The 26,092-nt window shown below is 68.7% G+C and carries 27 protein-coding genes, 2 tRNA genes and 1 pseudogene; 14 read left to right on the plus strand and 16 right to left on the minus strand.

Features of this window, described 5'->3' with window-relative positions; all coding sequences use genetic code 11:
• Positions 1-7 precede the first annotated feature (7 nt).
• The 3 genes from ABTU82_RS01315 to ABTU82_RS01325 are packed head-to-tail and all read right to left on the minus strand — an operon-like array spanning position 8 to position 2,852.
• A complete protein-coding gene (locus ABTU82_RS01315; protein WP_407171180.1) occupies positions 8-1,012 on the minus strand; it encodes an Fpg/Nei family DNA glycosylase in 1,005 nt (334 codons plus the stop codon).
• 52 nt (positions 1,013-1,064) lie between these two features.
• Positions 1,065-1,598 carry a ribose-5-phosphate isomerase gene (locus ABTU82_RS01320; protein WP_407171182.1) on the minus strand — a complete coding sequence of 178 codons (534 nt, stop codon included), beginning with the start codon at positions 1,596-1,598 and terminating at the stop codon, positions 1,065-1,067.
• Between the two features lie 39 nt (positions 1,599-1,637).
• Positions 1,638-2,852, minus strand: coding sequence for a ferrochelatase (locus ABTU82_RS01325; RefSeq protein WP_407171184.1), 1,215 nt, complete (start codon positions 2,850-2,852; stop codon positions 1,638-1,640).
• Positions 2,853-3,017: 165 nt separating this feature from the next.
• Between ABTU82_RS01325 and pepN the strand changes: the two genes are divergently transcribed.
• The 4 genes from pepN to ABTU82_RS01345 all read left to right on the plus strand — a co-directional run bounded on the left by pepN (position 3,018) and on the right by ABTU82_RS01345 (position 8,939).
• A complete protein-coding gene (pepN, locus tag ABTU82_RS01330; protein WP_407171186.1) occupies positions 3,018-5,576 on the plus strand; it encodes an aminopeptidase N in 2,559 nt (852 codons plus the stop codon).
• 68 nt (positions 5,577-5,644) lie between these two features.
• Entirely contained in the window at positions 5,645-6,793 is a 1,149-nt protein-coding gene (locus ABTU82_RS01335; RefSeq protein ID WP_407171188.1) for a mechanosensitive ion channel family protein, read from the plus strand.
• Positions 6,790-7,251: a globin gene (locus tag ABTU82_RS01340; RefSeq protein ID WP_407171190.1), complete on the plus strand. Its 462-nt coding sequence runs from the start codon at positions 6,790-6,792 to the stop codon at positions 7,249-7,251. Before ABTU82_RS01335 ends, ABTU82_RS01340 begins: the two co-directional genes overlap by 4 nt.
• A 26-nt stretch (positions 7,252-7,277) precedes the next feature.
• A complete protein-coding gene (locus ABTU82_RS01345) occupies positions 7,278-8,939 on the plus strand; it encodes an FAD-binding dehydrogenase (protein ID WP_407171192.1) in 1,662 nt (553 codons plus the stop codon).
• On the opposite strand, the gene ABTU82_RS01350 is transcribed toward ABTU82_RS01345, so the two are convergent.
• Positions 8,936-9,610 carry a DUF8185 domain-containing protein gene (locus tag ABTU82_RS01350; RefSeq protein ID WP_407171194.1) on the minus strand — a complete coding sequence of 225 codons (675 nt, stop codon included), beginning with the start codon at positions 9,608-9,610 and terminating at the stop codon, positions 8,936-8,938. The two genes, ABTU82_RS01345 and ABTU82_RS01350, sit on opposite strands and share 4 nt — an antisense overlap.
• Before the next feature lie 53 nt (positions 9,611-9,663).
• On the opposite strand from ABTU82_RS01350, the gene ABTU82_RS01355 reads away from it, so the two are divergent.
• A complete protein-coding gene (locus ABTU82_RS01355; protein WP_407171196.1) occupies positions 9,664-10,551 on the plus strand; it encodes an acyl-CoA thioesterase in 888 nt (295 codons plus the stop codon).
• On the opposite strand, the gene ABTU82_RS01360 is transcribed toward ABTU82_RS01355, so the two are convergent.
• Genes ABTU82_RS01360 through ABTU82_RS01375 form a run of 4 tightly spaced genes read right to left on the minus strand, consistent with a single transcriptional unit; the run spans position 10,527 to position 13,824 of the window.
• Positions 10,527-11,066 (minus strand): acyl-CoA thioesterase, encoded by a 540-nt coding sequence (locus ABTU82_RS01360; RefSeq protein WP_407171198.1) that lies wholly within the window; start codon positions 11,064-11,066, stop codon positions 10,527-10,529. The two genes, ABTU82_RS01355 and ABTU82_RS01360, sit on opposite strands and share 25 nt — an antisense overlap.
• Entirely contained in the window at positions 11,059-12,738 is a 1,680-nt protein-coding gene (gene ettA, locus ABTU82_RS01365) for an energy-dependent translational throttle protein EttA (protein ID WP_116646405.1), read from the minus strand. Before ettA ends, ABTU82_RS01360 begins: the two co-directional genes overlap by 8 nt.
• 47 nt (positions 12,739-12,785) lie before the next feature.
• Positions 12,786-13,268 (minus strand): DUF6993 domain-containing protein, encoded by a 483-nt coding sequence (locus tag ABTU82_RS01370; RefSeq protein WP_240606778.1) that lies wholly within the window; start codon positions 13,266-13,268, stop codon positions 12,786-12,788.
• Positions 13,269-13,290: 22 nt separating this feature from the next.
• Positions 13,291-13,824 carry a single-stranded DNA-binding protein gene (locus ABTU82_RS01375; protein WP_165817903.1) on the minus strand — a complete coding sequence of 178 codons (534 nt, stop codon included), beginning with the start codon at positions 13,822-13,824 and terminating at the stop codon, positions 13,291-13,293.
• 223 nt (positions 13,825-14,047) lie between these two features.
• Between ABTU82_RS01375 and ABTU82_RS01380 the strand changes: the two genes are divergently transcribed.
• Positions 14,048-14,299: a hypothetical protein gene (locus tag ABTU82_RS01380; protein ID WP_116646806.1), complete on the plus strand. Its 252-nt coding sequence runs from the start codon at positions 14,048-14,050 to the stop codon at positions 14,297-14,299.
• A 3-nt stretch (positions 14,300-14,302) separates the two neighbouring features.
• Here ABTU82_RS01380 and yczR read toward each other — a convergent pair whose 3' ends face one another.
• The gene (gene yczR / locus ABTU82_RS01385; RefSeq protein ID WP_116646403.1) at positions 14,303-15,721 is read right to left on the minus strand and encodes a MocR-like transcription factor YczR; all 1,419 of its coding nucleotides are present in this window, start codon (positions 15,719-15,721) and stop codon (positions 14,303-14,305) included.
• A gap of 61 nt (positions 15,722-15,782) precedes the next feature.
• Between yczR and yczE the strand changes: the two genes are divergently transcribed.
• Positions 15,783-16,382, plus strand: a complete 600-nt coding sequence (yczE, locus tag ABTU82_RS01390) for a membrane protein YczE (protein ID WP_407171202.1) — start codon at positions 15,783-15,785, stop codon at positions 16,380-16,382.
• Between the two features lie 18 nt (positions 16,383-16,400).
• On the opposite strand, the gene ABTU82_RS01395 is transcribed toward yczE, so the two are convergent.
• On the minus strand, positions 16,401-16,610 hold the full coding sequence (locus ABTU82_RS01395) for a methyltransferase (RefSeq protein WP_116646805.1): 210 nt from the start codon (positions 16,608-16,610) through the stop codon (positions 16,401-16,403).
• Positions 16,611-16,704: 94 nt separating this feature from the next.
• Between ABTU82_RS01395 and ABTU82_RS01400 the strand changes: the two genes are divergently transcribed.
• The 6 genes from ABTU82_RS01400 (at position 16,705) to ABTU82_RS01425 (ending at position 18,711) form a co-directional block, all read left to right on the plus strand.
• Positions 16,705-16,777 (plus strand) — tRNA-Arg (locus ABTU82_RS01400).
• A gap of 41 nt (positions 16,778-16,818) precedes the next feature.
• Positions 16,819-17,445: an oligoribonuclease gene (gene orn, locus ABTU82_RS01405; RefSeq protein WP_116646401.1), complete on the plus strand. Its 627-nt coding sequence runs from the start codon at positions 16,819-16,821 to the stop codon at positions 17,443-17,445.
• 37 nt (positions 17,446-17,482) lie between these two features.
• Positions 17,483-17,558: transfer RNA gene (locus tag ABTU82_RS01410), tRNA-His, on the plus strand.
• Positions 17,559-17,909, plus strand: coding sequence for a metallopeptidase family protein (locus ABTU82_RS01415; protein ID WP_116646400.1), 351 nt, complete (start codon positions 17,559-17,561; stop codon positions 17,907-17,909).
• The gene (gene clpS / locus ABTU82_RS01420; protein ID WP_407173270.1) at positions 17,909-18,205 is read left to right on the plus strand and encodes an ATP-dependent Clp protease adapter ClpS; all 297 of its coding nucleotides are present in this window, start codon (positions 17,909-17,911) and stop codon (positions 18,203-18,205) included. The genes ABTU82_RS01415 and clpS overlap by 1 nt, the downstream gene beginning before the upstream one ends.
• A complete protein-coding gene (locus ABTU82_RS01425; protein WP_407171207.1) occupies positions 18,202-18,711 on the plus strand; it encodes a DUF2017 family protein in 510 nt (169 codons plus the stop codon). The genes clpS and ABTU82_RS01425 overlap by 4 nt, the downstream gene beginning before the upstream one ends.
• Before the next feature lies 1 nt (position 18,712).
• Here the strand turns inward: ABTU82_RS01425 and ABTU82_RS01430 are convergent, their stop codons facing one another.
• The 6 genes and pseudogenes from ABTU82_RS01430 to gatC all read right to left on the minus strand — a co-directional run bounded on the left by ABTU82_RS01430 (position 18,713) and on the right by gatC (position 24,326).
• Complete coding sequence (locus ABTU82_RS01430; RefSeq protein ID WP_407171210.1) at positions 18,713-19,306, minus strand: nucleoside/nucleotide kinase family protein; 594 nt, start codon at positions 19,304-19,306, stop codon at positions 18,713-18,715.
• Positions 19,281-19,601, minus strand: coding sequence for a hypothetical protein (locus ABTU82_RS01435; protein WP_116646398.1), 321 nt, complete (start codon positions 19,599-19,601; stop codon positions 19,281-19,283). Before ABTU82_RS01435 ends, ABTU82_RS01430 begins: the two co-directional genes overlap by 26 nt.
• 62 nt (positions 19,602-19,663) lie before the next feature.
• Positions 19,664-20,935, minus strand: a pseudogene (locus ABTU82_RS01440) (DNA polymerase IV); the annotation flags it as partial.
• A 33-nt stretch (positions 20,936-20,968) separates the two neighbouring features.
• Entirely contained in the window at positions 20,969-22,498 is a 1,530-nt protein-coding gene (gene gatB, locus ABTU82_RS01445; protein WP_116646396.1) for an Asp-tRNA(Asn)/Glu-tRNA(Gln) amidotransferase subunit GatB, read from the minus strand.
• Positions 22,498-24,030: an Asp-tRNA(Asn)/Glu-tRNA(Gln) amidotransferase subunit GatA gene (gene gatA, locus ABTU82_RS01450; RefSeq protein WP_407171214.1), complete on the minus strand. Its 1,533-nt coding sequence runs from the start codon at positions 24,028-24,030 to the stop codon at positions 22,498-22,500. Before gatA ends, gatB begins: the two co-directional genes overlap by 1 nt.
• On the minus strand, positions 24,027-24,326 hold the full coding sequence (gene gatC / locus ABTU82_RS01455; protein ID WP_116646394.1) for an Asp-tRNA(Asn)/Glu-tRNA(Gln) amidotransferase subunit GatC: 300 nt from the start codon (positions 24,324-24,326) through the stop codon (positions 24,027-24,029). The genes gatA and gatC overlap by 4 nt, the downstream gene beginning before the upstream one ends.
• Positions 24,327-24,393: 67 nt before the next feature.
• Between gatC and ABTU82_RS01460 the strand changes: the two genes are divergently transcribed.
• Positions 24,394-26,091, plus strand: coding sequence for a long-chain-fatty-acid--CoA ligase (locus ABTU82_RS01460; RefSeq protein ID WP_407171218.1), 1,698 nt, complete (start codon positions 24,394-24,396; stop codon positions 26,089-26,091).
• The last annotated feature ends 1 nt before the right edge of the window (position 26,092 follow it).

The raw sequence follows: 26,092 nt of genomic DNA on the forward strand, positions 1-26,092 counted from the left end.
AGAGCCGTCACGCCTGGCACCGGGGACACCAGTACAGCTTCCTCCCGGCCGCTTCCTCGACGATGATCGACGTCCCGCAGACCCGACACGGCAGGCCCGCACGGTGGTAGACCCAGTGGCGATCGTCGCGGCTGGCCATGGCCGCGCGATACGCCTGGGGGTCGAGGTCGTCCATCGTCATCATCTGGCCGGCCTCGACACCGATCGCGAGGAGCCGCACCCAGTCGCGCCACAGGCCGCGCACGATCTCCTCGGGCACGTCGCGCCCGGGCGTGTGGGGGTTCTGACGCGCTCGGAACAGCATCTCGGCTCGATACACGTTGCCGATCCCGCTGATGACGCTCTGATCCATGAGCAGCAGGCCGATCGCCGTCGGCTTGCGACGAACGACGGAGACGAAGCGCTCCTCCCCCTCGACGACATCGTCGACGAGCGGGTCGGGTCCGAGCTTGGCGATCGTCGAAGCGACCTCATCGGGTGTCTGGATCTGGCATGCCGTCGGCCCGCGGAGATCGGCGCACGTCAGTTCGGTGAGCAACCGGAGCCGCACCTGGCCCACGACGGGCGGGGGCCATTCGGTCTCCTCCTCGAGCCCTCGCGTCTGCTCCGACATCCGAACACGACCCCGGGCGCGCCGGGGAGCCCCGATCGACGACAGGGAGTTCTCGCCCGCCGCATCCATGATCGGCTCGTCGTTGTCGTCATCGACGACCGTGCCGCGCTGATTCGTCTGACCCATGCGCCCGTTCGACGAGGCGATGGTGGGATCGACGATGATGTCGCCGGCGAAGTCCCAGGCGCCGTACATGCCGAGGTGCACGCGCAGCCAGACGTCATCGAACTCCAGGAACATCTGCTTGCCGACCGCGCGCACCGATGTCGCCTCACGACCATCGATAATCGAGGCACCGTCGGCGAAGCGCCCCTGGGGGCTGGATGCTGCGACGCGGCGCCCGACGATGTTGCGGTCGAACTGGCGGGCGATGCGGTGGACGGAGTGTCCCTCCGGCATCAGCCTGCTCGCAGTTCGATGGGCAGAGCGTCGAAGGATCCGGATGCAGGCATCAGCCTGCTTCCGGATCGAAGGCGTCGACGTCTTCGCCGCCCCGGATCGCCGCACGGGGGTCGGGCAGCAGCGAACCGTCGTTCTCGAACGCGGCGAGCTGGGCGATGCGCCGCGCGTGGCGTTCCTCATCCGAGAACGGCGTAGCGACGAAGCGGTCGATGAAGGCGACGGCCTCGTCGAACGTGTGCTGGCGCGCCCCGATCGCGATGACGTTGGCGTCGTTGTGCTCGCGGGCCAGTTCGGCGGTCGCCATATTCCACACGAGCGCCGCTCGCACCCCGCGCACCTTGTTCGCCGCGATCTGCTCGCCGTTGCCCGAGCCTCCGAACACCGCGCCGAGGGTGTCGATGCCGGCGGCCTGGTCGCGGACCACGGCCTGCGCTGCCCGGATGCAGAACGCCGGGTAGTCGTCGACCGGGTCGTACTCGATGGGGCCGTGATCGACGACCTCGTGGCCCTGTGCCGCGAGGTGGTGCTGGAGCTGGGTGGAGAAGTCGAGACCCGCGTGGTCGGTCGCGATGTGGATGCGCATGGCACTCATCCTAGAAGTGCGTCGGGACAGAAGTCGGGATCAGGGAAGCACACCGGAGGCCGCGGGCTTGAAACCCGCTCGCACGTTCTCGCAGCAGCCCGGCCGGCAGACGTCGAACCACGGCCCGAGCTTCGTCTCATGGGGGCGCTCCGAGGCGGGCGTGCCGTTGAGGCGCTCCTCGATGAGGTCGACGAGACCGGCGACGTAGGCCGGATCCACGCCCGGCGTCGGTGTGCGCACCGCGCGGATGCCGACCTCCTGCGCCGACTCCATCGCCTCGGTGTCGAGGTCCCACAGCACCTCCATGTGGTCGCTGACGAAACCGAGCGGCACGATCACGACGGCTTCCACGCCACGGCCCGGCAGCTCGGCGATCACGTCGTTGACATCCGGTTCGAGCCACGGCTGCGTGGGCGGGCCCGAGCGCGACTGGTAGACGAGCTCCCAGTCGAGCACGCCCTCCGACCCCGGGACGGCGGCGTACACGGCGTCCATGACGACCTCCGCGACGGCTCGGTGCTGGGCCGCGTACGCGCCGCCCTCGCCGAAGTCGACGTCGCGGGGGCCGGAGCGATCAGCGTCGGCGGTGGGGATGGAGTGCGTCGAGAACAGCACCTGGATGGCGGAGGGATCGACGTCCTGAGCGACGAAGGCCTGCACCGCGTCACGGACTCCGGTGACGAAGGGCTCGACGAAGCCCGGGTGGTCGAAGAACTGGCGCACCTTGTCGATGGTGACCGACGCTCCCGCTCCGGTCTCGGTCAGCACGCGCGCGAAGTCCTCGCGGTACTGCCGGCAGCTGGAGAAGGAGCTGTAGGCGCTGGTGGCCACCGCCAGCAGTGTCGTGTCGCCGGCCGCGGCGGCATCCGACACGGCCTCCTCGAGGTACGGCGCCCAGTTGCGGTTGCCCCAGTAGACGGGGAGCCCGAGGCCGCGGCGGGCGATCTCGGCCTCCAGCGCCGCCTTCAGCGCGCGGTTCTGGGCGTTGATCGGACTGATGCCGTCGAAGTGGCGGTAGTGGTGGGCGACCTCCTCGAGACGCTCATCGGGGATGCCGCGACCCCGCGTGACGTTGCGCAGGAACGGGATCACGTCGTCCTGCCCCTCCGGGCCGCCGAATCCGGCGAGGAGGATCGCGTCGTACGCGACCGGTGTCTCGACGTGAGGAGCACCTGACGACGCGGCGGGCGATGCGAAGAGCACGGTCGCGTGGGCGTCGGCCGGGGCTGGCTGGAGGGATTCGTTGGCGGTCACGCCGTCGATTCTTCCATTCCCGACGCCTCGCTTCGCCGGGTTAGCTCGATGGTGTAACGAACCACCCCTCCGCGCCGATCGGCCCCGGAGATAGGGTGGGACGGTTGTCGTCGGCGCCAGCCGCGTCGCGCAGCATCCGACCCCTCTACCCCTGGGAGAACGTCAGTGCCTGGAGAGAACCTCACCCGCAGCGAAGCGCAGCAGCGCCGCTCCGTCGTCGACCCGGCCGCGGGCGGTGGCATCGAGTACGAGATCGCGCTCGACCTGACGCGAGGTGCGGAGGTCTTCGGTTCTCGTACCGTCGTCCGTTTCTCCGCGGTCGAGGGCGCCGACACCTTCATCGACCTCATCTCGGGCTACGTTCACTCGATCACGCTGAACGGCCGCGACGTTCCGGTGTCAGCGCACTCCGACTCGCGCATCGCCCTGAGCGGCCTCGAAGCACGGAACGAACTCGTCGTTGTCGCCGACTGCAGCTACACCAACACCGGCGAGGGCCTGCACCGTTTCGTCGACCCGGTCGATGGCGAGGTGTACCTCTATACGCAGTTCGAGGTTCCCGACTCCCGCCGCGTGTTCGCGGTGTTCGAGCAGCCCGACCTCAAGGCGACGTTCCAGTTCACGATCACGGCCCCCGAGACCTGGGTCGTCGTGTCGAACTCGCCGTCACCCGAGCCCGCCGGTCAGGGCGAGGGGGTCGCCACGTGGACCTTCGAGCCGACCCCGCGTATCTCCTCGTACATCACGGCCCTGATCGCCGGCCCCTACGAGTCGACCTTCTCGGAGCTCACGAGCGCCTCCGGCCGCGTGATCCCCCTCGGCGTGTTCGCGCGCAAGAGCCTCTGGGAGCACCTCGACGCCGACTACGTCTTCGAGAAGACCCGGCAGGGCTTCGCGTACTACGAGGAGAAGTTCGACTACCCGTACCCCTTCGCGAAGTACGACCAGCTGTTCGTCCCGGAGTTCAACGCCGGAGCCATGGAGAACGCGGGCGCGGTCACGTTCACCGAGACGTACGTCTTCCGCAGCAAGGTGACGGATGCGGTGAAGGAACGCCGCGTCGTCACGATCCTCCACGAGCTCGCCCACATGTGGTTCGGCGATCTCGTCACGATGAAGTGGTGGAACGACCTCTGGCTGAACGAGTCGTTCGCCGAGTGGGCCTCGACGATCGCGACAGCCGAGGCCACGGAGTGGACCGAGGCCTGGACGACCTTCAACGCCATGGAGAAGACCTGGGCCTACCGCCAGGACCAGCTTCCCTCCACCCACCCCGTGGTCGCGGAGATCAACGACCTCGAAGACGTGCAGGTGAACTTCGACGGCATCACCTACGCCAAGGGTGGCTCCGTGCTGAAGCAGCTGGCGGCGTGGGTCGGCATCGAGCAGTTCTTCGCCGGCGTCGCCGCCTACTTCGCCAAGCACGAGTGGTCGAACACCGAGCTCGGCGACCTGCTGACCGAGCTCGAGGCGACGAGTGGCCGCGAGCTCGGCGCGTGGTCGCGAAAGTGGCTCGAGACCGCCGGCGTGAACACGCTCTCCCCCCTGCTGGAGGAGTCGACCGACGGCACGCTCTCGCGTTTCGCGATCGTGCAGACGGCCCCGGCCGACTACCCCACCATCCGCCCGCACCGCCTCGCGGTCGGCTTCTACTCGCTGAAGGGCGGCTCGCTGCAGCGCGTGCACCGCATCGAGCTCGACGTCGACGGCGACCGCACCGACGTGCCCGAGCTCGTCGGCGTCCGGCGCCCCGACCTCGTGCTCCTCAACGACGAAGACCTCGCGTACGCGAAGATCCGTCTCGACGAGCGGTCGCTGGCAACGGCCATCGCGCATCTGAAGGACATCAGCGACCCGCTGGCCCGCTCCATCGTGTGGGGAGCCGCCTGGGACCAGACGCGCGACGCCGAAGCATCCGCCACCGACTACGTCGACCTCGTGCTGCGCAACATCGGCTCCGAGACGGAGTCGACGACCGTGCGCACGACGCTCGCCCAGCTGCAGCTCGCAGCGAATTCCTACGTCTCCCCCGAGAAGCGCGACGAGACCCGGGCCAAGGTCGCTGACGCGATGTGGGAGCTGGCACGAGCCGCAGCCCCCGAGAGCGACAGCCAGCTGCAGTTCGTCACCGCCTTCGCCTCCGCCGCCGCCACCGACGCGCAGTGGGCCCGGGTGCGCGCGCTCCGCGACGGCGACACGACGCTCGACGGTCTCACCGTCGACACCGACCTGTCATGGCAGCTGCTGGTCTCGCTCGCCGCCGGCGGTGCCGTTGCGGCGAAGGACATCGACGACGCCCTCGCCGCCGACAACACGGCGAAAGGCGGCGAGTTCGCGGCGCAGGCGAAGGCCGCACTCCCGACGGTCGAGGCGAAGCGGGCCGCGTGGGACTCCCTCGTGGTCAAGGACGACGCCCCGAACACGATCGTGCGCGCGGCGGCAGCCGGACTCGTACACCCCGCCGGCGTGAGCGTGCTGCGTGACTTCGTCACGCCGTACTTCGACATGCTGCTGCCGATCTGGAACTCGCGCAGCTACCAGATCGCGCAGTACCTCATCGTCGGGCTCTACCCGGCGGCTCTCGCCGATACCGCGCTGCGCGACGCGACGCGCGCATGGCTGGCCGAGAACGCCTCGGCGCCCGCAGCGCTGCGTCGTCTCGTGAACGAGAACCTCGCCGGCGTCGAGCGCGCCCTGTCGGTGCAGGAGCGCGACGCCGAGTAGCACACCGACCCACTCGAACGCCTCGGAGCCCAGCCGGCTCCGAGGCGTTCGTCGTTAACATGGGAGGGATGCCCTCCTTCCTCGCCGCGCCCTCCCCGGAACCCACCGACCCGCCCAACCCCGGCGTGGTCCTCACCCCCGAGTTCTGGCAAGCGGTACTGGACTGGCTGCGGGCAGCCGGCATGAACCTGCTCGGCGTCGCCGGCATCATCGTCGTGGCTCTCGCGGTGTCGTGGCTTCTTCGCTCGGTCATCCGTCGAGTGGTCGGCCGCGTGGTCTCCGGCGCGAAGAACAAAGCGAACGTCGACGACACGCAGGCACTGGAGCGATCGCCGCTCGCGGCCGTGCGGCTCGTCCAGCGCACGCGCACGCTCGGCACGATCCTGCAGAACATCCTCAGCGTCATCATCGTCGTCGTCGCGCTCGTGCTCATCGTCGGTGTCGTCGCCCCCGACGTGCTCGCCTCTCTGACGCTGCTGACCGCCGCCGTGGGTGCGGGTCTCGGCTTCGGCGCGCAGAACATCGTGAAGGACGTCCTCAACGGCATCTTCATCGTGGCGGAAGACCAGATCGGCATCGGAGACGTGGTCGACCTTGGGCTCGCGACCGGCGTCGTCGAGTACGTGAGCGTGCGCGTCAGCCACGTCCGTGACGTGAACGGCACGCTCTGGTACGTCCGCAACGGCGAGATCCTGCGCATCGGCAACATGTCGCAGGGGTGGTCGCGGGTCATCATCGACCTCGCCGTGCCGGCCAACGCCGATATCCCGGAGGTCGAGGGAGCCATGCTCGCCGCGGCGAAATCGCTCACCGACGAGCCGAAGTGGCGCTCCCGCATCATCGAGCAGCCCGAGGTCTGGGGTCTCGAGTCGGTTTCCGGCGACGCGCTCGTCATCCGCCTCGTCATGAAGACCCGCGCCAACGCGAAGGACGACGTCGCCCGGGAGCTGCGGATGCGGTTGAAGAACGCGATCGACGAACTGGGTCTCACCCTTCCTCAGCTGAACTCGATCACCCTCAGCGGACTCGAGGGCGCGCAGCGGGTGCGCGGGGCGAATCCTCCCCGCACCCGGCCCAACCCGGTGACCGTCGAGCATCGGCCGGTGTGGAAACCGCGCAAGCGATCGAAGACGAACGACCCGGGCGGCGAAGCCCGCGAGCAGAAGACACCCCCCGCCACCAAGGCGAAACCCGATACCGGCGAGGAAGACCAGTGACCGAGCAGACGAGCTTCTACGACGAGATCGGCGGGATGCCCACGTTCCGGCGACTCGTCGACACGTTCTACCGGGGAGTGGCGGGTGACGAGGTGCTCAAGCCGATGTACCCCGAAGAGGACCTCGGTCCTGCCGCCGAGCGATTGACACTCTTTCTCGCGCAGTACTGGGGCGGCCCCACCACCTACAGCGAGCAGCGCGGTCACCCGCGGCTGCGGATGCGGCACCAGCCGTTCCACGTGAACCCCGACGCCCGCGACCTGTGGCTCTCTCACATGCGCGCTGCCGTCGACGAACTGGAGCTCTCCCCCCTGCACGAGGCCACGCTGTGGGATTATCTGCAGAGGGCGGCACTGGCGATGGTGAACACCTTCGAGCCGACCGGCATCGGAACCCCTTCCGACGGGCGTTCGGCCCCGGGGCTGCCCGTCTCGAGCCGGAGCGACAGCGCCGACTGACATCGCACGACGACGAAGGAGTCGCCATGACCGCTCGCATCTACGACACCGACGTGCTCGTCGTCGGGTGGGGGTTGGCCGGGCTGGTGGCGACGCGCGAGGCGCTCCTCGCGAACAAGCGCGTGGTGATCGTCGACCAAGAGCCCCGCACGAACCTCGGGGGCCAGGCGTGGTGGTCGTTCGGCGGCCTCTTCCTCGTCGACTCTCCGGAGCAACGCCGTCTCGGTGTGAAGGACTCGCTCGACCTCGCGCGGCAGGACTGGTTCGGCAACGCCGGCTTCGATCGTGCGGAAGATGCGTGGCCCCGCCGGTGGGCCGAGGAGTATCTGCACTTCGCCGCCGGTGAGAAGCGCTCCTGGTTGCGCGGGCTCGGCCTGGGCTTCTTCCCCGTGGTGGGATGGGCCGAGCGCGGCGGATACGGCGCGATCGGCCCGGGCAACTCGGTGCCTCGGTTCCACATCGCGTGGGGAACCGGTCCGGGCGTGCTCGCTCCGTTCCTGCGCGCGGCCGATGAGGCCGAGTCGGACGGGCGCCTCCTGGTGCTCCCCCGACACCGCGTCTCGGAGCTGGCGGTCCATGACGGCGTGGTCACGGGCGCGGTGGGCGATGTCCTGGCACCGAGCCTCGCCGAACGGGGCGCCGCCACGAACCGCGACGTGATCGACCGCTTCGACGTGCGTGCGCGTGCCACGATCGTCTCGTCCGGCGGAATCGGGGGCAATCACGACCTCGTGCGGGCGATGTGGCCCGAACGCCTGGGTACCGCGCCCGCCACGATGCTCTCGGGGGTGCCCGCCTACGTCGACGGCTCCATGCTCCCCGTGGCCGAAGCCGCCAGTGGGCACGTGATCAACGCCGACCGGATGTGGCACTACGTCGAAGGCATCCAGAACTGGTCGTCGATCTGGCCCGATCACGGCATCCGCATCCTGCCCGGGCCGTCCTCGCTCTGGCTGGACGCGACGGGACGGCGGCTCCCCGTGCCCCTCTTCCCCGGCTTCGACACCCTCGGCACACTGGCTCATCTGCGCAGTACCGGTCACGACCACTCCTGGTTCGTCTTGTCCTCGCGCATCGTCGAGAAGGAGTTCACCCTCTCCGGCAGCGAGCAGAACCCCGACCTCACGGGCAAGGACGTGCCGCTCCTGGTGCGCTCACGTCTCGGAAAGGGCGCGTCCGCGCCCGTGCAAGCGTTCCTCGACAATGGCGCGGACTTCGTCGTGCGCGACAACCTCGACGACCTCCTCGCCGGTATGCGGGCGCTCCCCGGCGGCGATCTGCTCGACGTCGAGCGCGTCCGGGCGGAGGTCGAAGCGCGCGACCGTGAGATCGTGAACGACGTCACCAAGGACGCGCAGATCGCGATGCTGCGCTCCGCGCGCGCCTTTCGAGGTGACCGTTTGGTCCGCACGGCCGCACCCCACCGCATCCTCGATGCCGCAGCGGGGCCTCTCATCGCCGTGAAGCTCCACGTGCTCACCAGGAAGTCGCTCGGCGGACTCCAGACGGATCTACAGGGACGGGTCCTCGACGCCGGGGGTCACCCGGTGCCGGGTTTGTTCGCCGCCGGTGAGGCCAGCGGCTTCGGGGGCGGCGGCATGCACGGCTACAGGGCCCTCGAGGGCACGTTCCTCGGCGGTTGCCTCTTCTCGGGGCGCATCGCCGGACGCGCGGCGTCGGCGGTCTAACCCGCGGTGCCCGTGGAACGCACGGCCGTGAGCCCGTTGCGGACGGTGGTCCTCACCAGCACATGCCCCCGTCGCAGCGAAAGCCGACGCCACGGGCCGGCTTCGCGCACCTGGGCCTGCTCCTCGCCCGAGATGAACCCGAGAGCGAACGCCGCGAAGGCGGCGCCCAGTGGCAGACCGTCGAGGAGGGGCTCGGCCGCACCCCATACGCCCGCCCGGACGCTCTGCACGATCTCCTCGCCCGCATCGCGCGGGACGGTCTGCGCGACGCTGGCGATACCCGCCTGCGCACGCGAGGCGAGAACGGATGCGGCGACCTCACCGACGGGTCGCCATCCCGCGCGCGGCGGCGAGATCCCGGCCCACGTCGCCGTCACGGCGGAATCGGGCAGGACGACCTGCGACGCATCGTCGGAAGCGACCGCGAGAGCGCTGCCGGGCAGCACGAGATCGCAGACGAGCTCAGGATCGATCGCGGTGGCGCGCAAGCCGAGCACCGTCGGGGTGGCGTCGAGCAGGTCGCGCGGCGCGAGCGGGGCGGACGTCATCACGAGAGTCCCCTCTGCGGCGCGCAGCCGCACGGCGCCGTCGCCAAGCTGAGCGGCGCGGGAGGCGAACGTCACGACGTCGGCGGCGCCCTGCGGATCGGGGAACACGAGGCGAGCGGACACCCGCCCTAAACTACCAAGTGGCGGGCGGATGCTCGTCGGAACGGGAGAATCACGTGCCTCACGCCCTCGATCCCGTCGCCTCGCTGCTCGCGGTGCTCGATCTCCGCGACGTGGGCGCGCGCACGACGGAGGACATCTTCACGGGTGTCTCGCAAGCGATGCCGGGCGGGCGCGTCTACGGCGGACAGGTGCTCGCCCAGTCGGTCGTCGCTGCATCCCGCACCCTCCCGGCCGAGCGCGCGCCGCACTCCATGCACGGGTACTTCCTCCGGCCCGGCGACGCCAGCGCCGACATCACGTTCTCGGTCGACCGCATCCACGACGGTCGCTCGTTCTCGACGCGGCGCACCCAGGCCTATCAGTCGGGCGTGCCGATCTTCTCGATGATCGCGTCGTTCCAGGACGAGGATCCCGGCCTCGAGCATCAGGCGCCCATGCCCGACGGGTACCCCGACCCCGATGAGCTTCCCGACATCGAGAGCGAGATCGTTCGCGCGCACCCGCACTCCGGGCGGATCTTCCGCGAACGCCCCATAGACGTTCGACACGTGCCGTCACCCATCTACGTCGAGGTCGACGAACCCGTGGCCCGGCAGGCGGTGTGGATGCGCGTGAAACGCACTCTGCCCGACGACGCGGGAATCCACCGCGCAGCCCTCGCGTACATGAGCGACATGACCATTCAGGAGTCGATCATGCGCGCGCACGGCATCGCGTGGACGACCCCCGGGCTGAAAGTTGCGAGCCTCGATCACGCCTTGTGGTGGCACCGCCCCGCACGTGTCGACGAGTGGCTGCTCTACGTTCAAGAGTCGCCCAGCGCCCGAGGCGGCCGCGGGCTGTCGAACGGGCGGATCTATTCGCGGAACGGCTCGCTCGTCGCCAGCATCGCGCAAGAGGTCATGGTGCGGGTGCGTCAGGACGCGGAGCCCCGCCGGTAGTCGATGGGCGCTGAGATGAACGGCGCCCACGCTGCGCGCTCCAGCTCGCTCCAACGGGTCGGCCGGCCGCTCGCGGTATCGACGATCACCACGACCGCCGTCGCGCGAGCGTAGATCACCGGGGTCTCGTCACCCAGGGGGCTGTAGACCTCGAAGCAGATGTCGGCGCTCGATCCGCCCATGCGCCCGATCCACATCTGCACGTCGAGCGGTCGCTGTCCGTAGGGGACGGGCCGGTAGTACTCGATCTCCTGGCGCGCGATGAGCGTTGCACGCGACCCGCCGCTCTCGAGCACGTCCATCTCGAAGACTGCGGTAGGAAGAGGATCGGCCTCGCCGTCGCCCTTCCAGAACGCCCGGAGCCGAGCCTCCTCGAGCAGCTTCAGCATCGAGGTGTTGTTGACGTGCCCGAGCGCGTCGAGGTCGCCCCATCGCAGATGGATGGACACGTGGATGCGGGGGCGCGCAGCATCCGGTTCGATGGCGCTCCCCCGCTCCGAGGACGTGTCAGTCACGCGTGAGCTTGCGGTACGACGAGCGGCTGGGGTTGGCGGCGTCCGGACCGAGCCGCTCGACCTTGTTCGCCTCGTACGCCTCGAAGTTGCCCTCGAACCAGTACCACTGATCGGGATTCTCGTCGGTTCCCTCGTACGCGAGGATGTGCGTCGCGATGCGGTCGAGGAACCACCGGTCGTGGGTGATGACCACGGCGCAGCCGGGGAATTCGAGCAGCGCGTTCTCGAGCGAGCTCAGCGTCTCGACGTCGAGGTCGTTCGTCGGCTCGTCGAGGAGGAGGAGGTTGCCGCCCTCCTTGAGGGTGAGCGCCAGGTTGAGACGGTTGCGCTCTCCACCGGAGAGCACGCCCGCCTTCTTCTGCTGGTCGGGTCCTTTGAAGCCGAACTTCGACACGTAGGCGCGCGAGGGGATCTCGACCTTGCCGATCGTGATGATGTCGAGTCCGTCGGACACGACCTCCCACAGGGTCTTCTGGGGGTCGATGTTCGACCGGTTCTGGTCGACGTAGCTGATCTTGACGGTTTCGCCGATCTTGACCTCGCCACCGTCGACGGGCTCGAGCCCCACGATCGTCTTGAAGAGCGTCGTCTTTCCGACACCGTTCGGACCGATCACGCCCACGATTCCGTTGGGCGGCAGGCTGAAGCTCAGGTTCGAGATGAGCGAGCGCCCGTCGAAGCCCTTCTGCAGCTTCTTCGCCTCGATCACGATGCTGCCCAGGCGCGGGCCCGGCGGGATCTGGATCTCGTCGAAGTCGAGCTTGCGCGTGCGGTCGGCCTCGGCGGCCATCTCCTCGTAGCGTGCGAGTCGAGCCTTCGACTTGACCTGGCGGCCCTTGGCGTTGGAGCGCACCCACTCGAGCTCCTCGGAGAGGCGCTTGGCGAGCTTGGCGTCCTTCTTGCCCTGCACCTCGAGGCGCTGGCCCTTCTTCTCGAGATAGGTCGAGTAGTTGCCCTCGTATCCGATGAGGCGACCGCGGTCGACCTCGGCGATCCACTCCGCGACGTTGTCGAGGAAGTACCGGTCGTGCGTGATGGCGATGACGGCGCCGGCATACTTCTGCAGGTGCTGCTCGAGCCACTGCACGCTCTCGGCATCCAGATGGTTGGTGGGCTCGTCCAGCAGCAGCAGGTCGGGCTTCTGGAGGAGGAGCTTGGTGAGCGCGACGCGTCGCTTCTCACCACCGGAGAGGTTGGCGATCGCCGCATCGCTGGGCGGGGTGCGCAGCGCCGACATGGCCTGCTCGAGCTGTGAGTCGAGATCCCACGCGTCGGCGGCGTCGATCTCTTCCTGCAGGGTGCCCATCTCGGCGAGGAGTGCGTCGAAGTCGGCGTCGGGGTCGGACATCAGCGCCGAGATCTCATTGAAGCGGTCGACCTTCGCCTTGATGGCGATGCCCTCCTGGATGTTCTCCAGAACGGTCTTGGTCTCGTCGAGTTCGGGCTCCTGCATCAGGATGCCGACCGAGAAGCCCGGACTGAGCTTCGCCTCGCCGTTGGATGGCGTGTCCATCCCCGCCATGATCTTCAGGATCGTCGACTTACCGGCACCGTTCGGACCGACCATTCCGATCTTCGCGCCGGGGAGGAACGACATCGTGACGTCGTCGAGGATCAATTTGTCGCCCACGGCTTTTCGCGCGCGGACCATCTGATAGATGTACTCAGCCATATCGTTCCCAGTCTAGGGGCGCGAGCCGGGCCGTCCGAGGCGCGGGGTCACCAATCGATCGGGCGGGTGTTGCCCACGAGGCACCGACCGGCCGCGAGTCCCGGCATGACCACGGCCACGGGCTGTCCTGTCGAGGGGCCGACCTGCCCGATCAGGCACTCGTCTCCCCACCGCACCGAGAACTGCATGCTCTCTGCCGCATTGCCGACCGTCGACTGGTTCTCGGTCACCTGCATGGCCGCCTTGTCGAACCCCGCGGCGACCAGGGCATCGACGTATGCACGCCCGGTGTCGGGTCCGGCAGCGACCGACTGCACGATCTGCGCGAAATACGGGAGGTTCGCCGAAGCATCGCCGTCCGGAACGAGAGTCGGCGCCTCGGCCGTGGGCGGCGCCTCGGCCGTCGGGGTGAGCGAGACCGTCGCGGTCGGCGCGGGCTCGGACGTATCGGTGCACCCGACCAGAGCGGTCGCCGCGGCGACGGCGAGCACGACGAGGCCGGCACGGCGGGAGGCGGTGGATCCGATCACGCTGCGAGTCTACGGGCGCACCTCAGAATGGAGTGTCGGCGAGCTCGGCCTCGGGCGCGAGGTCAACCGTCGCGGCCGGAATGCCCCACCCGCCGGCGTCGGTCGCGGCGACCGGCGAGGCTCCCACGGCGACGGGCGCGGGCCCCGACGACTCCGCGACGGCCCCGACCTCAGGGCCCGACGCTCCGGGCTCGACGGCGGCGCGGTTCTTGTGGAAGGTCGTGCGCCCCCGGAGCAGATCGTGCCCGACGGCGTCCGCCTCGACCTCGACGGCGAGACCGCGCTTGGTGCCGTTGTCCCACTCGCGCAGACGCAGGCGGCCCGTGACGATCACGCGATCCCCCTTGTGGAGCGAAGCGTAGGCGTTCTCGCCGAGCGCGCGGTACGCCGACACCTGGTACCAGTTCGTGTACACATCGACCCATCGCTCGGTCGACTTGTCGAACCGGCGGTGCGTGGACCCGACGCGGAAATTGGTGACGGACACGCCGCCTCCGAGAATTCGTTGTTCCGGCTCTGCAGCGAGATTGCCCGTGAACGTGATGGTGTCGGTCATTTCGGTTCCTTTCCGTCGGGGATGCTCCGGCACCCGAGTGCCCGTCGGGCGCCGGAGCGCATCCAGCTTCGCCGTGGGGCCGACGCGGGGCGGCGCACGATGTGCTTCTGGGGATGACCACGCCGCCGTCACCCGGTGGGGAGGAGCCGATCGGCGAACCGCTGGCCCCGGGGCGCGATGTCGGAGGTCGGACATATCTTCGAACTCGGACGGAGGAACGATCATGCAGATTCTGGAGCGAGACACCCCGACATTCGACCTCCCACCGTGGGTGCGCCTCACCCGCGCGGCGCCGACGCTGTGGCGAGTGGCAGACGCCGACGGAAGACCGCTCGGCCATGTGCGTGCAATAGCGAGCGGCGACGAGTGGAGCTTCCGGGCGGAGCGCTACCACGGCGGCACGCGTTCGTTCCGCTCGCTCGGCGAATTCTGGGCCGTCTCCGACGCGTTCGACTGCCTCCGCTATCAGCGGTGACGTTCAGACCACGGCGTCGAAGCTGTCGACGAGCGCGCGAGGCGCACCGTCGTGCACGGTCGGCCAGACCTGCTCCAGGATCGACACGGCGCTGACGAGGCTTGCCGCCGGGGCCGTGAAGGGCACGCGCAGGTGGCGGTCGTAGCCGCCCTCGACCGCGAAACGTGAACCGGCCGAGAGGTACAACCCCCGCGCTCGCGCGGCCATGACCAGCCCGGAACTCAGCGGGGCATCCAGTTCGACCCACAGCGAGACTCCTCCATCGGCGGCGGGCACCCGCCACTGAGGAAGCCGATCGCGCAGCGCCGCTGAGACGGCATCGCGCCCCTGTCGCAACAGGTGGGCGCGTTGATGGGCGATCTCGTCGAGACGCGGCAGGAGCGCCTCCGCGACCGCCTGTTCGATCTCCGGCGTGCCGAGGTCGTGCACCGCCCGCGCCGAAACCAGGCGACGAATGAGCTCCACCTCCGCGCGGATCCAACCGATCCGCAGGCCACCCCACACCGTCTTGCCGAGCGACCCGAGGCGGATCAGGTCCTCCCCCCGACCGAACGGCTCCGGCTCGACCGCTCGGTCGATGTTGAGATCCGACGTGGTCTCGTCGACGACGACGAGCGTGCCCGAACGGTCGGCGGCGGCAGCGATGATCGCACGCTCCTGCGCCGTCATCGTGCGACCCGTCGGATTCTGGAAATCGGGCATCAGGTAGGCGAGCACCGGGAGGGTTCGCGCGAACGCCTGCTCGGCGCGATCGAGGTCCCATCCATCCGACGTCGTCACCGGAACGCCGACCATGCGAGCGCCGGCTCGGCGGAAGGCGTCGGCCGCGTGGGGGTAGGTGGGCGTCTCGATGAGCACTCTGTCGGCGCGGCCCAGCAGCACCGACGCGATGAGGTGGATCGCGCTCTGCGCCCCTGTCGTGATCATCACCTCGTCGGGCGACGTCGGAATCCCCCGAGCCGTGTAGCGGGCGGCGATGGCATCTCGCAGACCGGGGCGGCCGACGATGTCGTAGCCGACCGTGGAGACGAGCGTCGCAGCGCCGGCGGCCACCTCGGTGATGACGCCGGCGAGTCCCGGCCACGCCGGTGGACTCGCCTGCTGAAGGTCGATCGTCTCATCGCCGGTGGCGCGATGCCCCGGATCCGTGCGCCGCAGCGGCAGAGTGATGCTGCCGGAGCCGCGAACGCTCTCGATGTGCCCGGTGTCGCGCAGGCTCCGGTACGCGGCCGCCACGGTCGTGCGGCTCAGGCGCAGCTCGGCGGAGAGTTCGCGCTCTGCCGGAAGCGCCGTGCGCGGTGCGATCCGATTGTCGAGGCACAGGAGTCGGATGCCATCCGCGAGGGCCTCGTACACCGGCTCCTTCGACCGCCACCCTCCCAGAGAGGCAGCGAGGGAGCGGGCCGATATCCGTGAGTCCATGAATCCACATTACCGGTATTGGACTGTTCAGTGTGATCCAATTGCCTGATTGGATATTCGCATGGCTCGACGCATCCTCCAACTCCTCATCGGCCTGGTGCTGTACGGCGCAGGATGCGCCCTGACCGTCCGCGCCGGGTGGGGTGTCGACCCGTGGACCGTCTTCGCCGAAGGCATCTCGATCCACACCGGCATCGGCATCGGCTGGGTGACGAACATCCTCGGCGGGCTCGTGCTCCTCGTCTGGATCCCGCTCCGACAGAAGCCCGGAATCGGCACCATCGCGAATGTCGCGCTCGTGGGCACCTCTCTGCAAGCGACACTCGCGCTCGTACCTGCCGCACCGGACCTCTGGGCGGGCGGCGCGATGCTGGCCGGCGGGATTCTGCTGGTCGCGTTCGCCTCCGGCCTCTACCTGGGAGCCGCTTTCGGCCCGGGACCGCGAGACGGCCTCATGACCGGCCTGCACCGCCGTCTCGGGTGGCCGATCTGGGTGTGCCGACTCCTCGTCGAGACCACAGTGCTCATCGCCGGCTGGCTGCTGGGCGGGACCGTCGGCGTGGGCACCGTGGTCTTCGCGATCTGCATCGGTCCGCTCGTGCACCACGCGCTGCCGCTGTTGGACGTGAAAGAACGGCGCCGGGTCCGGGTCGACGCCTGACCGCCCGGCACTCCTGTCTCAGTGCTCGCGGAACTCGGGGCGCTCAGACCCCGGCTTCAGATGCGCGGTGAGGGCGGATTTGGCGATCTCCATGGTCGGGTACCGCCCGAGTTCCTCGTCCGCACCCGCCATCTGGACGACGTACGACTCGTCGTCGGTCTGAATCTTGCCCACGGCACCCGCCGGCCCGTAGGCCACCCACAGCCTGCGCGTCTTCGCTTCGGTCATCATCGACTCCTTACGCCTGTCGTTCCGACGCTACGCCTGGCGCGGAGCGTGCGCCAGTGCGTGCCGGTGCGACCCCCGGTACTCTGGTCGTCGGCCCCCAGTAGCTCAGTGGATAGAGCAACGGCCTTCTAATCCGTTTGTCGCACGTTCGAATCGTGCCTGGGGGACTCCACATCCTGTGTCGACGGCCGTCATTAGACTGAGGCGCATGGTGGCTGCCTCCGAGAACGATCGACTTGTCTGGATCGACTGCGAGATGACGGGACTCGATCTCGACGTCGACGAACTCGTCGAGATCGCCGTCGTCGTCACGGATTTCGATCTCCGCATCCTCGACCCCGGATTCTCCATCGTTATCAAACCCGACGATTCGGCCCTGGCGTCGATGAGCGAGTTCGTCACCGACATGCACCGCTCCTCCGGACTGCTCGAAGAGATCCCCCACGGCGTGAGCCTCGCCGACGCCGAGTTCCAAGCGTTGGAGTACATTCAGCGGTTCGCACCGGTCGAGGGCAAGGCGCCGCTGGCGGGCAACACGATCGGCACCGACCGCATGTTCCTCGCGAAGTACATGCCCCGCGTCGATCGCTGGCTGCACTACCGCAACATCGACGTCTCGAGCGTGAAAGAGCTCTCCCGCCGGTGGTTCCCGCGCGCATACTTCCACGCCCCGGCGAAAGACGGCGGGCACCGCGCGCTGGCCGACATCCGTGAATCGATCCGCGAACTTGCCTATTACCGCCAGGCGGTGTTCGTGCCCGAGCCCGGGCCCACCAGCGATGCGGCGAAGGCAGCCGCGGCCTCCACCGTGTCGTCTTTCACGGCAGGAGTGTGAGAGAATTGTTGGGTTGCCCGCGCGAGCGGGAGACATGGTGGGTATAGCTCAGTTGGTAGAGCGCGGCCTTGTGGTGGCCGATGTCGCGGGTTCGAGCCCCGTTACTCACCCCAATGCTTGATCTGAGTTCCGACGCGTTCGAGAGACTCGTCGTGGACGAGCTCGATCGACTCCCCGACGAGATGATCGACGGTCTCGACAATGTCGTCTTCGTCGTCGAAGACAGAGCGGAAGACGGCAGTCTCGACCTCCTCGGTCTCTACGACGGCTGGGCGTTGACCGAGCGGGAACGCTACGGCGTCGGCGAACTCCCCGATCGGATCATCCTCTACCGCGAGGCCCATCTCGCCGTATGCGACGACGAAGAAGAACTGCGCGACGAGGTGCACACCACGCTGGTACACGAGATTGCGCATTTCTACGGCATCGACGACGAGCGCCTGCATGAGTTGGGATGGGCATGATGGTCTCACTCACGCTTGTCGACGCCCAAGAGCACCTCGACACGGATCGGCTCGGCGACGACGCCTGGCAGACCGTGGTCTGGAACGACCCGGTGAACCTCATGAGCTACGTGGCACATGTCTTCCGGGAGTACTTCGGCTTCGACGCCGAGACGGCATCCCGTCTGATGCTCGCGGTGCACCACGAGGGGCACGCGGTCGTCGCCCACGGACCGCGCGAACAGATGGAACTGCATACCCAAGCCATGCACGACTACGGCCTGTGCGCGACCGTGCGAAATGGAGCATCGTCATGACCGACAAGATCGTCGTCCTCGAGATCTCGGCCATCGAGGCCGTGCACCTCTCGGGAATGGTGAGGCAGTTCGTCGAACTGCTCGAAGCGACGTCCGTCGAGGGCGCCACTCCCCCCGACCCCGCCGTCGCGCGCCTCCTCCCCGACGCCTATGCCGATGACGCCGCCGCCTCCGCCGAGTTCCGCAGGTTGACGGGTTCCGACCTGCTCGACCGACGTCAGCAAGACGCCGACGTGGTGCTCGCGACGCTCTCGACCGGCGGGCCCGAGCTCGACATCGCGACGGCCGAAGAGTCTGAGCTGACGCGCGCCTTCGTGCTCACCCTCGACGACGAAGAAGCGGGGGCATGGATGCGTGTGCTCGCCGCCATACGCCTCGTGCTCGCATCGCGACTCGGAATCGAGACGGAAGACGACCACGACGAGGATGACCCCCGCTTCGGAATCTACGAGTGGCTGGGCTTCCGCCTCGACGGTCTCGTGCAGGCGCTAGAGGCCTCTCGCTGACTCACGGCACCGCCAGAACGAGCGTGGCGTGGCTGGTCGGGTCGTCCCGGACGATGTGCGCTTCCTCTTGCAGCGCCCAGCGATCCCAGTGCGGCTCATACGTCTCACCGTCGCGAGCGATGCCGCGTCGACGTCTCTGCGGTGCCGGAGACTCCAGCCACACTCTGACATCGCCCAGACGCGCCGTGGCCGGGGTGAGGAGTCCGGAGCCTTCCACGATCAGGGGGAGCGAGGGGTCGACGGCGTGTGCTTCGGCGCGGGCCTCCTCGACCCAATCCCACCGATGCCACACTCCGATCATTCCGCGCGCATGCGGCATGAGGATGGCCCCGCGTGCGTATTCGACGCCGGCCTCGAGCCCGTCCCATCCGGGGTAGAGGGAATCCAGCGCCACCGACTGAACCCGGCCCGGCACGGGCCATCTCTCGACGACGCGCTGCGCGAGGGTGGTCTTACCCGCGCCGCTCTGCCCGTCTATCAGGATGACGGGGTTCACGGCCTCGACCCCGATCACAGCATCGAGGATGCGCGCGACAGCCGTGTCGAGTGCGCGAGCGACCGGGTCGACGCTACTTCTTGAGTGCGCGGATGACACGGCTGAGCGCGCGTCCGACCACCCACACGAGCGGGATAGCGACGGCGGCGAAAGCGACGATGTTCGGTTCGAACCGCAGATCGTCACCGCGACGAATGTAGGCACCGAGCGGCAGGGAGTACCCGCCGCCACCGCCACCGCCGTTGCCGGACTCGTCAGAACCGCCCCCGAAGCCGGTCCAGGTGAGAGCCACCGGGATGAGGCGGACCCCGTCGACGTCCTGCTGCTCGCCGTAGGAGGACGTCACTCCGAAGGAGGCGGACTGCTCACCGAGCTCTAGTGCGATATTGGGCATGACCCCACCGTACCCGCCGCACTTCCGGGTTCCCAGGCCTTGACGGCGGCGAGACGGTCGGATCAGCGCTCGTGAGACGACGGGCGGGGATGCGACGGCAATGCCCCCGTGTCGCGCATCGGTCCGAGCAGAGCTGCCCTCGTGATGACGCCTTTGCCGAAGCGCGCGGTCGCGTTGTCGAGCGCACCCTCGACCCGGCGCCACTCCTCGTCGTCATCCCAGAGGGCGAAGCCCGACGTGGGGGCGCGGAGCTTCTCGGCACGAACTCCGATCAGCCGCACGGGCAGTGGGCGCTCGATGGCGTCGAAGAGTTCGATCGCCGCTTCGCCGATGCGCTGGCCTACGGCCGACGGCTCGGCGAGCGTGCGCGACCTGCTGAGCGTGGTGAAATCCGAGAAGCGCACTTTGATGGCGATCGTGGACGCCTCGACCCCGTGGCCGCGGAGCCGTGAACCCACCCGGTCGGCAAGACGACGCAGCTCGACGTGGAGAACCTCGGTCGAGGAGATGTCGTCGGAGAAGGTCTCTTCATGGCCGATGCTCTTCTCGACGCGGGTTGTGTCGACCTCGCGCACATCGATGCCTCGCGCGAGGTTCCAGATGCGTTCCCCCATCGCCGCGCCGAGGGCTCGATCGAGCACATGGCGAGGCGTGCCGAGCACGTCACCGACCGTGCGGATGCCTCGGGACTCGAGTGCCTCCGACGCCTTGGGGCCGACGCCCCAGAGCGCACGGACGGGTCGTGGCGCGAGGAACGCCGCCGTCTCGTGCTCGGCCACGATCAACAGCCCATCGGGTTTGCTGATGGTCGACGCCATCTTGGCCACGTGCTTCGTCGCCGCCGCGCCGATGCTGCACGTGAGACCGGTTTCGTCGCGCACGCGTTGACGGAGAGCGCGCGCGATCACGCCGGGACTCCCCCACAGACGACGCGCGCCGCGCACGTCGAGGAATGCCTCGTCGATCGAGAGGGGCTCCACCAGCGGGGTGACGTCGGAGAAGATCGACATCACCTGCTTCGACAGTGCGACGTAGCGGTCGAAGTGAGGACTGACCACTGTGGCCATCGGACACAGGCGCAGCGCCTGCCCCATCGACATCGCCGACCGCACGCCGTATCGACGTGCCTCGTACGAGGCCGCCGACACCACGCCGCGACCCTCGGTGCCGCCGACGATGATGGGCTTGCCGCGCAACGACGGGTCGTCGAGCACCTCTACCGACGCGTAGAAGGCATCCATGTCGACGTGCAGGATTCCTGCGCCGGTGTCGTCCGCCGCATCCGACGAGACGAGGCGCCCCGATCCGTCAGCTCGACCCATGGCTCGATTCTCGCTCTCCCCACCGACATCGCGGCGAGGAGATCATCACTGGGCGGCGCGCTCGAGGATCAGTTCGCGCACGCGCGCCGCGTCGGCCTGACCCTTCATCGCCTTCATCACGGCACCGATGATCGCACCGGCGGCCTGCACCTTTCCGTCGCGGATCTTCGCCATGACATCCGGCTGGGACGCGAGCGCCTCGTCGATCGCGGCGATCAGGGCACCGTCGTCCGAGACCACCGCGAGCCCGCGCGCGTCGATGACCTCCTGCGGCGTGCCCTCCCCCGCGACGACGCCCTCCAGAACCTGGCGGGCGAGCTTGTCGGTGAGCGTTCCGGAGTCGATGAGCTTCTGCAGCGCGGCGACGTCGGCCGGAGCGATGAGATCGGATGCTTCGCGATCGGCGGCGTTGGCGATACGGCTGATCTCGCCGGTCCACCACTTGCGCGCCGATGCCGGGCTCGCGCCGGCAGCCACGGTCGCCTCCACCTCGGCGAGGAGACCGCCGTTGGCGACGTCCTGGAACTCGAGGTCGGTGAAGCCCCAATCGGCCTTCAACCGGCGACGACGCACCGCCGGCGGCTCGGGAAGCTGCGCGCGCAGCTCCTCGATCAGCTCGATCGAGGGCGCGACGGGAAGAAGGTCGGGCTCGGGGAAGTACCGGTAGTCGTCCGCATCGGACTTCGGCCGTCCCGGCGAGGTCGTCCCGGTGTCCTCGTGCCAGTGACGGGTCTCCTGAGTGATCGTGCCGCCCCCGGCGAGGATCGCCGCCTGCCGTTGGATCTCGTAGCGCACGGCGCGCTCGACCGAACGCATGGAGTTCACGTTCTTGGTCTCGGTGCGGGTTCCCAGCGGCGCCGGCGCCTCGCCCTCGGCGCTGCGCGGGCGGAGGGAGACGTTCGCGTCGCAGCGGAGGTTTCCGCGCTCCATTCGCGCCTCGGAGATGCCGAGCGACAGCACGATGTCGCGGATCGCCTGAACGTAGGCCTTGGCGATCTCGGGCGAACGGTGCTCGCCCCCGTAGATCGGCTTGGTGACGATCTCTACGAGCGGGACCCCCGCGCGGTTGTAGTCGACGAGGGAGTACTCCGCGCCCTGGATCCGCCCGGTCGCGCCGCCGACGTGCGTGAGCTTGCCGGCGTCCTCCTCCATGTGAGCGCGCTCGATCGGTACGCGAACCAGGGTGCCGTCCGCCAGCTCCACCTCGACCTCGCCCTCGAACGCGATCGGCTCGTCGTACTGCGAGATCTGGTAGTTCTTCCCGAGGTCGGGATAGAAGTAGTTCTTGCGCGCGAAACGGCTCGACGGGGCGATCGAGCATCCGAGCGCGAGGCCGAGACTGATCGAGTAGCGAACCGCTTCCGCGTTGACGTTGGGGAGCGCCCCCGGCAACCCCATGTCGACAGGAGCCACGAGGGTGTTCGCCGCGGCGCCGTGATTGGCCTCGTTGGCGGGGTTCGGCGCGCCCGAGAACATCTTCGTCGCGGTGTTCAACTCCACGTGGACCTCGAAACCCATCACGGGTTCAAAGCGCTCGAGCGCCTCATCGAAGTCCATCAATGCACTCTTGGCCATCACGCCACACCTTCCGTTGCCTGAGCCTGTCGAAGGACCGGCGCCCGGTCGAGCAGGGGGCCGCCCCAGGAGTCGACGAGCAGAGCTTCGAGCGCGGCGCCGACGCGGTAGAGGCGGGCGTCCTCACGAACCGGCGCGAGGAACTGGATGCCGACGGGCAGGCCGTCTTCCTCGGCGAGTCCGGAGGGGATCGAGATCCCCGGCACACCGGCGAGGTTCGCGGGAATCGTGGTCACGTCGTTCAAGTACATCTGCAGCGGGTCGTCGATCTTCTCGCCGATGCGGAACGCGGTAGTCGGCGCCGACGGTGTCGCGATGACGTCGACGGCCGAGAACGCGGCGGCGAAGTCCTGCTGGATCAGCGTGCGCACCTTCTGCGCGCTTCCGTAATAAGCGTCGTAGTAGCCAGCCGACAGGGCGTAGGTGCCCAGGATGATGCGGCGCTTCACCTCGTCTCCGAAGCCTGCTTCGCGCGTGGCGGCCATGACCTCCTCGACGGTCGCGCCCCCGGGAGGCGTCACGCGCAGGCCGAACCGCACGGAGTCGAACTTCGCGAGGTTGCTCGATGCCTCCGCCGGGAGAATGAGGTAGTAGGCCGCCACCCCGTACTCGAAGTGGGGGGCGCTGATCTCGACGATCTCGGCGCCCTGCGCTTCCATGGCCGCCAGCGACGCGCGGAAAGACGCGGAGACTCCGGCCTGGAACCCGCTGTCGGGCAGTTCCTTGACAACTCCGACCTTCAGACCGCGCAGCACGTCGCCCCGGGCGCCGTCCCTCGCCGCGTCGGCGAACGACGGCCAGGCGTCGGTCAGCGATGTCGAATCCTGCGGATCGTGCCCGCCGATCACGTCGTGCAGGAGGCCCGCGTCGAGCACCGTGCGCGTGACGGGGCCGACCTGGTCGAGGCTCGAGGCGAGCGCGATCGCTCCGTAGCGGCTGACGCCCCCGTAGGTCGGCTTCACGCCGACGGTGCCGGTGACGTGCGCGGGCTGACGGATCGAGCCTCCGGTGTCGGAACCGAGCGCCAGAGGGGCCTCGAAGGCGGCCACCGCGGCGGCTGAGCCCCCGCCGGAACCGCCCGGGATGCGGTCGAGGTCCCACGGGTTGCGCGTCGGCCCGTACGCCGAGTGCTCGGTGGATGACCCCATGGCGAACTCGTCCATGTTGGTCTTGCCGAGGGGAACGAGACCCGCGGCGCGCGAGCGCGCAACGACCGTCGCGTCGTAGGGCGACATGTACCCCTCGAGGATCTTCGAGCCGCTCGTGGAGGGCATGTCGGTGGTCACCAACACGTCCTTGATCGCAAGCGGCACGCCCGCGAGGGGGCCGAGCTCCTCGCCCGCGGCCCGTCGCCGATCGATGTCCTCGGCGACAGCGACCGCGTGGTCGCTGACGTGCAGGAAGGCGTGGACGTCGCCGTCGACGGCCGCGATGCGGTCGAGGTGCGCGCGCGTCGCCTCGACGCTCGACACCTCGCCGCGAGCAAGCGCCGACGCGAGGTCGGCGGCATTCAGACGAGTGAGTTCGCTCACTGTTCCTCCCCCAGGATCGCTGTCACGCGGAATCGGTCTTCGGTCGCATCGGGCGCGTTCTGCAGCACCTGCTCTCGACTCAGCTCCCCGCCAGGCACGTCGGCTCGGAAGACGTTCTCCAGCGCCACCGGGTGGCTCGTCGCGACGACGTCGGGAGTCGCGACTCGCGACACCTTCGCGATGTTGTCGACGATCGCGTCGAGCTGGCCGGTCAGGCGCTCGACCTCCTCGTCGTTCAGCTGGATCCGGGCGAGCACGCCGAGATGGCGCACGAGATCGGGGGTAATTTCAGACACTCCCCCAGTCTAGGTCTGCACGGCGACGCACCTCGGTGCCCGACGCATCGCTGGCTAGGCTGTGCGCGTGACGACCTACGACCCGCCGCGCCCCTGGATCGCCAGCTACGCGGAAGGGGTGCCGTCCGATCTCGAGGCCGTGTCGGGTTCGCTCGTCGACATCGTCGACGCCTCGGCGCGGGATTATCCCGATGCCCCCGCCCTGCAGTTCTTCGGCCGGGTGACCAGCTATCGCGACCTCGACGAGCAGATCGCCCGCGCCGCCGAGGGGCTGCGCGCTCTCGGAGTGAAGGCCGGCGATCCGGTTGCGATCGTGCTCCCGAACTGTCCGCAGCACATCGTGGCGTTCTACGCCGTCCTTCGACTCGGCGCTGTCGTCGTCGAGCACAACCCTCTCTACACGCCGCGGGAGCTGCGCAAGCAGTTCGAGGATCACGGTGCGAAGCACGCGATCGTCTGGAACAAGGTCGTGCGCACCGTCCAGGAGTTCCCCGCAGACCTGCGCGTGCATGCGCTGGTCTCGATCGACGTCACGCGGGCGATGCCCGCCGCCACGCGGTTCGCCCTGCGCCTCCCCATCGCGAAAGCCCGCGAGTCGCGTGCGGCCCTCACCGAGAGGGTGTCGGGCACCGTGCCGTGGCAGAAGCTGCTCGCCGGCACCTCGCTCTCGCCCTCGCACCCTCGTCCTGCGACCGACGATCTCGCGATCATCCAGTACACGAGTGGAACGACCGGGGTACCCAAGGGCGCGTCTCTCACCCATCGCAACCTGCTCGCCAACGCCGCCCAGTCGCGGGCGTGGGTGCCTCAGATCGTTCGCGGCGAGGGGTGCGTCGTCTACGCCGTCCTGCCGATGTTCCACGCGTACGGCCTGACGCTCTGCCTCACCTTCGCCATGTCGATGGGCGCCCGGCTCGTCCTGTTCCCCCGCTTCGATCCCGACATGGTGCTCGCGGTGACGAAGAAGCATCCGGCGACGTTCCTTCCTCTCGTGCCGCCGATCGCCGACCGTCTGCTGAAGGCATCTCTCGAGAAGGGGGTTCCGCTCACCGGCACCGACATCGCCATCTCCGGCGCGATGGCGCTGCCGCACGACCTCGTCGTGCCCTTCGAGGCGGAGTCGGGCGGATTCCTGGTCGAGGGCTACGGCCTCAGCGAATGCTCGCCGGTGCTCATGGCGAACCCGGTCGCCGCGAACCGGGTGCCCGGCACCGTGGGCCTGCCGCTTCCCGGCACCGAGTGCCGCGTCGTCGACCCCGAGAACCCCACGGCGGACGTCGCCCCCGGGGCAGCGGGCGAGCTGCTGGTGCGGGGTCCGCAGGTCTTCGGCGGCTACTTCGGTCGCCCCGAAGAGACCGAGGCGGTCTTCGTCGACGGATGGTTCCGCACGGGCGACATCGTGACGATCGATGATGCGGGGTTCGTCCGTATCGTCGACCGCATCAAGGAGCTCATCATCACGGGTGGTTTCAACGTGGCTCCGACCGAGGTCGAGAACGTGCTCCGGCAGCATCCGTTGGTCGAGGACGTCGCAGTGGTCGGCCTTCCCGATGAGCACAGCGGTGAAGAAGTGGTCGCCGCGGTCGTGCTGGCACCCGGAGCAGCCCTGGACGAGGAGGCCATCCGCGCCTTCGCGCGTGGCATTCTCACGCCCTACAAAGTGCCGCGCCGGGTCGTCGTCGTCGACGACCTGCCGAAGTCGCTGATCGGCAAGGTGCTGCGCCGTCAGGTGCGTGATCGCCTTCTCGCGAGTGCGGCCGAGTAGC

The sequence above is a fragment of the Microbacterium deferens genome (genome assembly GCF_045517775.1).
Taxonomy (GTDB): Bacteria; Actinomycetota; Actinomycetes; order Actinomycetales; family Microbacteriaceae; genus Microbacterium.

What these genes read in the sequence shown, in the direction of transcription:
- ABTU82_RS01315 (WP_407171180.1), bottom strand. Translation starts at nt 1,012, where the DNA reads ATGCCGGAGGGACACTCCGTCCACCGCATCGCCCGCCAGTTCGACCGC.
- ABTU82_RS01320 (WP_407171182.1), bottom strand. Translation starts at nt 1,598, where the DNA reads ATGCGCATCCACATCGCGACCGACCACGCGGGTCTCGACTTCTCCACC.
- ABTU82_RS01335 (WP_407171188.1), top strand. Translation starts at nt 5,645, where the DNA reads ATGCCCTCCTTCCTCGCCGCGCCCTCCCCGGAACCCACCGACCCGCCC.
- ABTU82_RS01345 (WP_407171192.1), top strand. Translation starts at nt 7,278, where the DNA reads ATGACCGCTCGCATCTACGACACCGACGTGCTCGTCGTCGGGTGGGGG.
- ettA (WP_116646405.1), bottom strand. Translation starts at nt 12,738, where the DNA reads ATGGCTGAGTACATCTATCAGATGGTCCGCGCGCGAAAAGCCGTGGGC.
- ABTU82_RS01375 (WP_165817903.1), bottom strand. Translation starts at nt 13,824, where the DNA reads ATGACCGACACCATCACGTTCACGGGCAATCTCGCTGCAGAGCCGGAA.
- ABTU82_RS01380 (WP_116646806.1), top strand. Translation starts at nt 14,048, where the DNA reads ATGCAGATTCTGGAGCGAGACACCCCGACATTCGACCTCCCACCGTGG.
- yczR (WP_116646403.1), bottom strand. Translation starts at nt 15,721, where the DNA reads ATGGACTCACGGATATCGGCCCGCTCCCTCGCTGCCTCTCTGGGAGGG.
- yczE (WP_407171202.1), top strand. Translation starts at nt 15,783, where the DNA reads ATGGCTCGACGCATCCTCCAACTCCTCATCGGCCTGGTGCTGTACGGC.
- ABTU82_RS01395 (WP_116646805.1), bottom strand. Translation starts at nt 16,610, where the DNA reads ATGACCGAAGCGAAGACGCGCAGGCTGTGGGTGGCCTACGGGCCGGCG.
- orn (WP_116646401.1), top strand. Translation starts at nt 16,819, where the DNA reads ATGGTGGCTGCCTCCGAGAACGATCGACTTGTCTGGATCGACTGCGAG.
- ABTU82_RS01415 (WP_116646400.1), top strand. Translation starts at nt 17,559, where the DNA reads ATGCTTGATCTGAGTTCCGACGCGTTCGAGAGACTCGTCGTGGACGAG.
- clpS (WP_407173270.1), top strand. Translation starts at nt 17,909, where the DNA reads ATGGTCTCACTCACGCTTGTCGACGCCCAAGAGCACCTCGACACGGAT.
- ABTU82_RS01425 (WP_407171207.1), top strand. Translation starts at nt 18,202, where the DNA reads ATGACCGACAAGATCGTCGTCCTCGAGATCTCGGCCATCGAGGCCGTG.
- ABTU82_RS01435 (WP_116646398.1), bottom strand. Translation starts at nt 19,601, where the DNA reads ATGCCCAATATCGCACTAGAGCTCGGTGAGCAGTCCGCCTCCTTCGGA.
- gatB (WP_116646396.1), bottom strand. Translation starts at nt 22,498, where the DNA reads ATGGCCAAGAGTGCATTGATGGACTTCGATGAGGCGCTCGAGCGCTTT.